Source organism: Planococcus sp. CAU13 (assembly GCF_000775575.1).
Taxonomy (GTDB): domain Bacteria; phylum Bacillota; class Bacilli; order Bacillales_A; family Planococcaceae; genus Planococcus.
In genome coordinates this window covers 1-8,589 of record NZ_JRGN01000314.1, presented here as the reverse complement: position 1 = coordinate 8,589, position 8,589 = coordinate 1, and the positions used below count along the sequence as shown (strand labels likewise).

10 protein-coding genes are annotated in these 8,589 nt (G+C 46.6%); 9 read left to right on the top strand and 1 reads right to left on the bottom strand.

Translation table 11 applies throughout. The features are described from left to right. The first annotated feature begins 104 nt into the window (after positions 1 to 104). On the top strand, positions 105 to 464 hold the full coding sequence (locus KW93_RS14675) for a GNAT family N-acetyltransferase (RefSeq protein WP_033543790.1): 360 nt from the start codon (positions 105 to 107) through the stop codon (positions 462 to 464). A 2-nt stretch (positions 465 to 466) separates the two neighbouring features. Here the strand turns inward: KW93_RS14675 and KW93_RS14670 are convergent, their stop codons facing one another. Continuing rightward, positions 467 to 967: a DUF309 domain-containing protein gene (locus KW93_RS14670; RefSeq protein WP_033543789.1), complete on the bottom strand. Its 501-nt coding sequence runs from the start codon at positions 965 to 967 to the stop codon at positions 467 to 469. A 59-nt stretch (positions 968 to 1,026) separates the two neighbouring features. Here KW93_RS14670 and KW93_RS14665 point away from each other — a divergent pair, with 59 nt between their 5' ends. The 8 genes from KW93_RS14665 to KW93_RS14630 form a co-directional block, all read left to right on the top strand. Beyond that, entirely contained in the window at positions 1,027 to 1,800 is a 774-nt protein-coding gene (locus KW93_RS14665; protein ID WP_033543788.1) for a segregation/condensation protein A, read from the top strand. Further along, positions 1,778 to 2,371, top strand: a complete 594-nt coding sequence (gene scpB, locus KW93_RS14660) for an SMC-Scp complex subunit ScpB (protein WP_152602470.1) — start codon at positions 1,778 to 1,780, stop codon at positions 2,369 to 2,371. The genes KW93_RS14665 and scpB overlap by 23 nt, the downstream gene beginning before the upstream one ends. A 48-nt stretch (positions 2,372 to 2,419) precedes the next feature. Continuing rightward, the gene (locus tag KW93_RS14655; RefSeq protein ID WP_033543787.1) at positions 2,420 to 3,151 is read left to right on the top strand and encodes a pseudouridine synthase; all 732 of its coding nucleotides are present in this window, start codon (positions 2,420 to 2,422) and stop codon (positions 3,149 to 3,151) included. Positions 3,152 to 3,239: 88 nt separating this feature from the next. Next, positions 3,240 to 3,797 carry a thiol-disulfide oxidoreductase ResA gene (resA, locus tag KW93_RS14650; protein WP_033543786.1) on the top strand — a complete coding sequence of 186 codons (558 nt, stop codon included), beginning with the start codon at positions 3,240 to 3,242 and terminating at the stop codon, positions 3,795 to 3,797. A gap of 13 nt (positions 3,798 to 3,810) precedes the next feature. Continuing rightward, on the top strand, positions 3,811 to 5,487 hold the full coding sequence (gene resB / locus KW93_RS14645) for a cytochrome c biogenesis protein ResB (RefSeq protein ID WP_033543785.1): 1,677 nt from the start codon (positions 3,811 to 3,813) through the stop codon (positions 5,485 to 5,487). Beyond that, entirely contained in the window at positions 5,484 to 6,668 is a 1,185-nt protein-coding gene (gene ccsB, locus KW93_RS14640) for a c-type cytochrome biogenesis protein CcsB (protein WP_033543784.1), read from the top strand. The genes resB and ccsB overlap by 4 nt, the downstream gene beginning before the upstream one ends. Positions 6,669 to 6,848: 180 nt before the next feature. Continuing rightward, entirely contained in the window at positions 6,849 to 7,565 is a 717-nt protein-coding gene (locus KW93_RS14635; RefSeq protein ID WP_033543783.1) for a response regulator transcription factor, read from the top strand. Continuing rightward, positions 7,558 to 8,589: HAMP domain-containing protein (locus KW93_RS14630; protein WP_033543782.1), on the top strand; the 1,032-nt coding region annotated here is incomplete at its 3' end. The genes KW93_RS14635 and KW93_RS14630, both read left to right, overlap by 8 nt.

Here is an 8,589-nt window from a genome sequence, read left to right as displayed (position 1 = left end):
TTCAGAGCTAAGCGGGTGCCGTCGCTTTTCTTGCCAGCTTGAGTTATTGACTGAAATATAGTAGGATAAGTAGAGTTGTTTCAAGAAGAAATCGAGGGATACCTATGTTATTCAGATACAAAAAATCATTCGAAAAAATTGCAATGGGCCTGCTGTCATTTATGCCGAAAGAGCGTGAATTGAAAAAACTGCAGCAAACGATGCATATATACGAAGAAAATCCTGACTGGCAATTATATCTCTGGAAAAAGGGAGAAGACTTTGTGGGGCTGCTCGGAATTGAAGTGGCTGAAGAAAGTTTTACCGTCCACCATATTTCTGTCAATCCCTCCCACCGCGGTGAAGGGATCGGGCACGCCATGATTGAAAAGATCCAGCAGATCATGCAGGATCGACAAATGCTCTCAACGAGTGAAACTGAAGCTTTCCTTACAAAATGTCCATCAAAAAAAGGCGAACTTTAATTTTAAAGTTTCCGCCTTTTTTTTTGTTCCCTTAAATTGATGATTGAAGTGCGGTCACGCAATCGATGTTTGTGCATCAGGTAATAGGAGTCCATTGTTTCCGATGGGTTTGCAGCCATATAGGCGGCAACTGCTTCCCTAAGTTCGTCAGAAGTGATAGGCAATTTATATGGGCTGAATTCCCGCCTGGCTGTCACGGCTTCGATTGATCCGGCAATTTGCTCCACCAGCAGTTTGCTGTCGAAGCCTTCTGTCCAGATGCCCGCATCTGCCAGTTTGACTTTGGCACGGATGAACGACCGAAGTGCGCCAGGGTAGTTGCTGCGGCGCCAATGGTACATGCCGACAGCCATCTGTATCCATCCGGCAAGCGGATGCATTTTATCTTTTGGGGCGACAGCCTTCCAGTATTCTTCGCCGACTTCGTGGCATTCGAAATAATCTTCATGAAAATTGAAGTGTATAATATATTGGATAAAGAGCGGATGGCGGAGTGGGTGCATTTTAATCCCCTTTCTACTATAATATATTGAGTATCTTTTACAGTCAGGTGGTTGGAACGATGTCCTACGAAGTAAAGGTGGAGGCTTTTGAAGGGCCTCTCGATTTATTATTGCATTTAATACACCGTTTGGAAATTGATATATATGATATTCCCGTTTCACAAATCACTACCCAGTATATGGAGCATATCCGTGCGATGCAAGTCCTTGAGTTAAATGAGGCAAGTGAGTACCTGGTTTTTGCAGCGACCCTATTGGCAATTAAAAGCAAAACGCTCTTGCCTGTCCATCAGGGAGATCTGGAGGATCCGGACTACGAATTTGAAGAACAGGACCCGCGGGATGAACTTGTATCCCGTCTCATAGAATACCGGAAATTCAAAGAAGCATCCATGGAGCTGAAGGAACTGGAAGCAAACCGTGCTGCGATTTTCACAAAGCCGCCGATGGATCTTTCAGAGTACCAGACACTGGCGCCGTTTGAAAACATCGACCTTGAAGTGAATGCCTATGATATGCTGGCGGCATTCCAGAAGCTGATGCGCAGAAAGAAATTGAAAGCGCCGCTGTCGGCCCGGATTGCCAGACAGGAAATTTCCATCAAAGACCAGATGTCTTCAATGGTCTCCCGGTTAAAAGCGTCGAAAGGGCGGACGCCGTTTACTGAATTATTCCCTTCAGATGACAAAACGGTTATGGTGGTATCTTTTCTCTCGCTGCTGGAGCTCATGAAAAGGCAAGTGGTGGCAGTGGATCAGGAAAAGAATTTCACCGATCTGATGGTTGAACTTAGAAAGGAATCGTGGAATTATGAAGACCCATCTTTCGAGTAAAATAGAAGCTTTGCTGTTTGTTGCCGGTGATGACGGATTAACCATAAAACAGCTCCAGTTTTTAACAGAGGCTGGAGTGGAAGATATTTTGGCCGAAATAGAAGCAATGGCTGTCAGATACGAGGAAACGGAGACTTCCGGGATCATGATCAAGGAACTGGCGGGCGTCTATCAATTGGTCACGAAACAGCAAGTGGCCTGCACCATCCAGCGCCTGGTGGAAAATCCGACAGTCCAGTCCCTGTCACAGGCATCACTCGAAGTATTGGCGATCATCGCATATAAACAGCCGATCACAAGAGTTGAAATCGAAGACCTCCGCGGTGTTAAGAGTGAGAAAGCACTCTATACATTAGCGGGCAAAGGGCTGATACAGGAAACCGGAAGGGCAGAAGGAACCGGCAGAGCGATCCTGTACGGCACGACCAGCGAATTCCTGAATTATTTCGGACTGAAGAATCTGGATGAATTGCCCCCATTGCCTGAAGCGGCGGAAGAAGATCAGGACAATGAAGGAGATCTTTTCATGACCAAATTCCAGGAAGCTTTCAAAGAAGAAGCAAAAGTATAAATAGAAGATAAGCTGTTATATGAACACTAAATTAGACGGGGTGAGTTTATGGAACGATTGCAGAAAATGCTGGCACATGCCGGCGTCGCTTCAAGACGGAAAGCGGAACAGATGATTTTGGACGGCAAAGTGCGCGTCAACGGCAAAGTGGTAAAAGAACTGGGGACGAAAGTATCCAATTCCGACACCATTGAAGTTGAAGGCGTACAACTTGAAAAAGAACAAAAAGTTTATTATTTATTGTATAAACCCCGTGGCGTTATATCGGCAGTAACGGATGACAAGAACCGCAAAGTGGTAACGGACTTTTTTGAAGGCATCGATAAACGGATTTATCCGGTCGGACGCCTGGATTATGACACGTCAGGTTTACTGATCATGACGAATGACGGTGAATTTGCGAACCTTTTAACGCATCCGAAATACGAAATTGATAAAACATATGTGGCGCGTCTGAAAGGCATACCCGCTAAAGAAGATCTGCAGAAGCTCGAACGCGGCATTAAGCTGGAAGACGGAATGACCGCTCCGGCGAAAGTGAAGATGATTTCAGGTGATAAGAAACAAGGAAAAGCGATCGTCCAGATCACCATCCACGAAGGAAGGAACCGTCAGGTGAGAAGAATGTTCGAAGCGATCGGCTATCCGGTGCAGAAACTGAGCCGGGAACAATTCGGATTCCTGACTTTACATGGGCTGAATGCAGGGGAATCCCGTCAGTTGACTGCGCATGAAGTGAAATTGCTGCGGGTCATGGCGGAAACCGGCAAGAAGCATTAACGTTCACAAACCCTTCAAAACTCCGGGTTTTTAGCCCATTAAACTTTGCTATAATTGGTTCAGAAATGACCTCGGAGGAGGAAATGAAATGACAGAACAGAATACGAAAAAAACGAATAAAAAAAGAAATCGCGCAATCATGCGTTCTGCTATATTATCTTTGCTTGTTTTGGCTATCGGCTATACGATCTATAACAGCGTCACCGCAGATGATGTGGAAGTGCTGAAAGTCGGTGATCAGGCACCTGATTTTGCGCTTCAGGATATGGAAGGCGTTCCCCATAAATTGTCCGATTATCAGGGCGAAGGCGTTTTCCTGAATTTCTGGGGTACGTGGTGTGCTCCCTGCGTCAAAGAAATGCCCGCCATGGACCGCCAGTTTAAAGAGTTCGAAGAACAGGGCGTAAACGTTCTTGCAGTGAACATCGCCCAATCTGATTTCGAAGTGCAGTCTTTTGTCGACCGTCTCGGTTTATCTTTTCCAGTAGCGATCGACAAGTCAAAATCGGTTATGACGGCTTATAACATCCGTCCATTGCCGACCACGGTTCTGGTGAATCCGGAAGGGGAAATCCAGCGAATTGTCACTGGCGAAATGACTGAAGAGGACATTAGAGGCTTCATGGAAGAAATCAGACCTCAATAAGGAGTTTTTTGGGATGGAAAAATTGCAATGTACGTGCGGCCATATCAACCCGCCAGGCACGATCCTCTGTGAATCATGCGGCCGCTCATTGACCAAAGAAGAACAGAACAAAAAATTGGTGGACATGCGCTATGAAGGAACTGCCCGCCGTTCACAGACATACAATAAATCAATTATCGATAAGATATGGAATTTCTTTTCAAGTGTTAAAGTCGGCGTTGGAATCATCGTCGTGCTGCTCGTTGCAGCCGCAATCGGTACGATTCTTCCTCAGGCGCAATACGTCAACGTGCCGGTAAGAAATGAAGCGACGATAAAAGCTTATTATGCAGATGTGTACGGTGAAATCGGGAAGCTTTATCATTTCCTTGGTTTCCACGACCTGTACGGCTCAATCTGGTTCATCGTCCTTGTCGGCATGCTCGCGATTTCCCTTATCGTGGCGAGCCTTGACCGCTTTGTGCCCTTGTACCGTTCGTTGAAAAACCAGCGCGTTCTGCGCCATAAAAGCTTCATGAACAAACAGCGCATTTATGCGGAAGGCGCGGCGCCTGAAGATACGCTTCAAAAAGCTGAACAAAAACTGAAAGAGCTGAAATACAATGTAACGCTGGATAAAAACGGCCTGCTTGCAGAAAAAGGCCGATTTTCTAGATGGGGCCCTTATGTCAACCACATCGGCCTCATCATTTTCCTGTTTGGGGTTATGCTGCGCATGATCCCGGGATTCTATGTGGATGAAACGTTATGGATCCGCGAAGGTGAAACCCGGGCAATCCCTGAAGCGCCAGGCTATTTCCTGGAAAGCGAAAAATTCACTTTTGAAACTTACACGGGTGAAGGCGAAGAAGAGAAATTCGGAGAAGCGATCGAGCGTGTCGGTTCTGTTGCCAAGAATTACCAGACAGATGTCGTACTCTATCAGACGCCTGAACAAAGCCTTCCTGGTGCAACAGACGAAATGGAAAGAGTGAAAGAGGAAGGAATCCAGGTTAACCAGCCGCTGAAATTTGATGGCTATGCCGTTTATCAAATGGATTTCAAACTGAACGAGCTGCGGGCTATGACTTTTGATCTGACCAATAAAGCGAGTGACGAATCACTGGGCACTTTCACTGTCGATCTCGTCAAACCGGAAAAATCGTATGATCTCGGCAACGGGGCCAAAGTCGATCTTCTCGGCTACTACCCGGATTTTTCCGGCTTTGAAAATGGGGAGCCAAAAACTGCGACACCGGTCCCGAATAACCCCGGCTTCCTTGTGAGGATGTTTACACCGGAAACGCCTGAAGGTGAAGTCAGCTTCATCGTCATTCAAAATACGATTGAACCACTTGGTGAAAACCAGTATAAACTGACTTTCCAGGGAGCAGAAACGCGAAATGTTTCCGGCCTTACGATCCGTAAAGACAAAACTTTGCCGATCCTGGGTCTTGGGGGGCTGATCTTCATGATCGGAGTGGCCCAGGGAATGTACTTCAACCACCGCCGCTTCTGGATTCAGCAACAGGATAACGGCGTCGTGTTGCTTGCCGGCCACACCAATAAAAACTGGTTCGGGTTAAAGAAAGATCTTGATCAGGTTTCCGAATTTGCATCACTTCCTCCATATACTGATCAGCAGGAAGAGATAGAGAAACTGGAAAAGCTGAAAAAAGAGCAGAGAATGGAGGGTGATGAAGTATCATGACACTGGCTGATTTAAGTTCAAATCTATTATACGTCGCCTTCTTAGCCTATCTGATCGCCACTTTTGTTTTTGGCGGGGCAGTCAAAGGCAATAAGGAAGGGTCATTTAAGTCGGAAGGCCGATGGGGCAAAATTGCTTTCATTATCACCGTGATCGGTTTCCTTTCCCACCTGGGTTATTTCTTTACCCGGTGGGGAGCGACCGGCCACGCACCTTTAAGCAATATGTTCGAATTCACAACCGCTTTCGGCATGACACTGGTCGGCGGATTTATCGTAATTTATCTCATCTACAAAACACCGGTGCTCGGCATGATCGTGCTGCCGGTCGCATTATTGATCATCGCTTATGCAAGCATGTTCCCGAGTGAAGTCAGTCCACTGATTCCCGCTCTGCAGACGAACTGGCTCGCGATCCACGTCAGCACAGTCGTAATAGCTGAAGGGATACTGGCAATCAGTGCGGGTGCAGGTCTGGTATATCTTTTAAAAGTCGTCGATATGAACAAAAAATCGAAACAGCGCTTCTGGCTGGAAGCGATCATGTATTCACTGGTCCTGGTGATCGGCTTTGTCATCGCCAGCACCTTCTTCACATTGACAGACTATCAGGCTGACTTCAACTATATTGATAAAGACGGCAATGAAGCTTCAATCGGCTATAATATGCCGCCGCTGGTGGGGATGAATGAATACACGTCACTCACGGAAGATGCCATGGATCCATTCTTCGAAACGCCTGCCGTCATTAACGCCGGAAAAGTGACAACGATTCTTTGGTCGTTTATTTTCGGCACGATTCTGTACTGGCTTATCCGATTGATCGCGCGGAAACGCATCGCGGCCATCTTTAAGCCTTTCCTTAAAAACGTCAATCTCCAGTTGATGGACGAAATCAATTACCGCTCCGTCATCATCGGGTTCCCGCTGTTTACACTGGGCGGCTTGATCTTCGCCATGATCTGGGCTCAGATTGCCTGGTCGCGTTTCTGGGGCTGGGATCCGAAAGAAGTATGGGCGCTCATCACCTGGCTGTTCTATGCGGCATATCTTCACCTTCGCCTTGGAAAAGGCTGGCAGGGTGAAAAATCCGCATGGCTTGCAGTCATCGGCTTTGCGATCATCATGTTCAATCTGATCGCGGTCAACCTGATTATTGCAGGGCTCCATTCCTACGCGTAAGAACAGCGGCAACACCGCAGAATAAGCACGATATAAAATAAGACGGGCGGAGAAAAAGAAGTATTTTCTCCGCCCGCTTTTTTAATAGGTGCATGGTGCTTCATTGGAAACGCCTTTTTATTTATTTTTGGAAATGTTATCGGTACAATGGAAGAATAGAAGAAAGTTGGAGGGATTACGATGTCCGAGGAAATCACAATACTGGTTGTCGATGATGAGGAAAGGATCCGAAGATTATTAAAAATGTACCTTGAGCGTGAAGGATATCTGGTGGAAGAAGCTGAAAACGGAGTCCAGGCTATCGAAATGGCGATGGAAAAAGACTACCACTGCATTCTGCTGGATTTGATGATGCCTGAAAAAAATGGCATTGAAGTTGCCACGGAACTGCGGGAAACCAAGATGACACCGATCATCATGTTAACTGCCAAAGGAGAAGAAGCGAACCGGGTGGAAGGTTTCGAATCCGGAGCCGATGATTATATTGTTAAACCGTTCAGCCCCCGTGAAGTGGTGCTGCGCGTCAAAGCGATTCTCCGACGTTCATCGGCATACTCGCCGTCAGCGAATTCGAGTGTTTCCAAAGATCTGGTCGTTTTTCCTCATTTGACGATTGACCACGATGCTCACCGCGTGACTGCTGATGGCACTGAAGTGAATTTGACACCGAAAGAATATGAATTGCTGTATTTCCTTGCTAAAGCGCCGGATAAAGTGTTTGACCGCGAGCACCTGCTGAAAGAAGTCTGGCATTATGATTTCTTCGGAGATTTAAGAACGGTTGATACACACGTGAAACGCCTGCGCGAAAAATTGAACCGCGTTTCCGAAGCTGCCGCCAAAATGATTGTTACCGTTTGGGGCGTAGGTTACAAATTTGAGGTAGGCAATGAATAAAATATGGAATAGTGTAGTCGGGAAGCTTTGGATCACCATCCTGCTTCTCGTTTCCTTTGTCCTTTTTATTGTCACTGTGCTACTATTGGAATTTCTTGGGAATTATCACAGTGAAACAGTGGAAGAAACCTTGAACAAGGAAGCGGCGACAATCGCCAGGATTTTCAATGATCATCCTGATCTGGAATTATCCATGGCCGTCATTGACGATATTCTGGGACCGGATACAAATGCGATGATTGCCGAAGTTCCTTTTAGAAGCTCCTATCATTTGCATGACGGCATGAACGGGCCTGAAATCCGGGAGCAGATCCTGAATGAACCTGAATTCCAGAAGGTGTTTGAAAGCGACGAAACCGTAATGAAACAGATGCTGATGCCATCTTTGACCGGCGAGGATAAAATGGAATCTTATATTGTTCTGGCCAGCCCCTTGCAGACAGGTGAAGAGCTCCATGGAACGGTGTTCATTTACCAGTCACTGGAAGTAATGGATCGTACAGCGGAACGGACGACTAATATCGTTTTCCTGTCGGCATTTCTCGCTTTGCTGCTTACGACATTTTTTGCATTTTTCCTGTCATCCCGAATTACTTCCCCGCTCCGGAAAATGCGTGAAGGCGCATTTGAACTCGCAAAAGGGAATTTCGATACACAAGTCAAAACATCATCAAAAGATGAAATTGGCCAATTGGCAATGGCCTTCAATCAAATGGGCAGCCAGTTGAAGCATCATCTGGAAGTGATCAGCCAGGAAAAAGAGCAATTATCCAGCATTTTGACTTCCATGGCCGACGCGGTCATTACATTTAATTTGGATAAAACGGTGTTATTGAGCAACCCGCCGGCAGAGAAGCTGCATGATTACTGGCAGAAGAAAAAGGCGATTCCGGAAGGGAAGCCGCTGCCGCCTGAGCTGTTCCATATGCTTGACCATGTACTCCACTTTGAAGAGGAAGTGGAAGAAGAGCTTGAAATTGAAGGCGCGTATTACGCCGTTTCGTTCAGTCCGCTGTACAGCGGA

Excerpts from the sequence above, each read along its gene's own strand:
- KW93_RS14675 (WP_033543790.1), top strand. The coding sequence starts at position 105 with ATGTTATTCAGATACAAAAAATCATTCGAAAAAATTGCAATGGGCCTG.
- KW93_RS14670 (WP_033543789.1), bottom strand. The coding sequence starts at position 967 with ATGCACCCACTCCGCCATCCGCTCTTTATCCAATATATTATACACTTC.
- KW93_RS14665 (WP_033543788.1), top strand. The coding sequence starts at position 1,027 with ATGTCCTACGAAGTAAAGGTGGAGGCTTTTGAAGGGCCTCTCGATTTA.
- scpB (WP_152602470.1), top strand. The coding sequence starts at position 1,778 with ATGAAGACCCATCTTTCGAGTAAAATAGAAGCTTTGCTGTTTGTTGCC.
- KW93_RS14655 (WP_033543787.1), top strand. The coding sequence starts at position 2,420 with ATGGAACGATTGCAGAAAATGCTGGCACATGCCGGCGTCGCTTCAAGA.
- resA (WP_033543786.1), top strand. The coding sequence starts at position 3,240 with ATGACAGAACAGAATACGAAAAAAACGAATAAAAAAAGAAATCGCGCA.
- resB (WP_033543785.1), top strand. The coding sequence starts at position 3,811 with ATGGAAAAATTGCAATGTACGTGCGGCCATATCAACCCGCCAGGCACG.
- ccsB (WP_033543784.1), top strand. The coding sequence starts at position 5,484 with ATGACACTGGCTGATTTAAGTTCAAATCTATTATACGTCGCCTTCTTA.
- KW93_RS14635 (WP_033543783.1), top strand. The coding sequence starts at position 6,849 with ATGTCCGAGGAAATCACAATACTGGTTGTCGATGATGAGGAAAGGATC.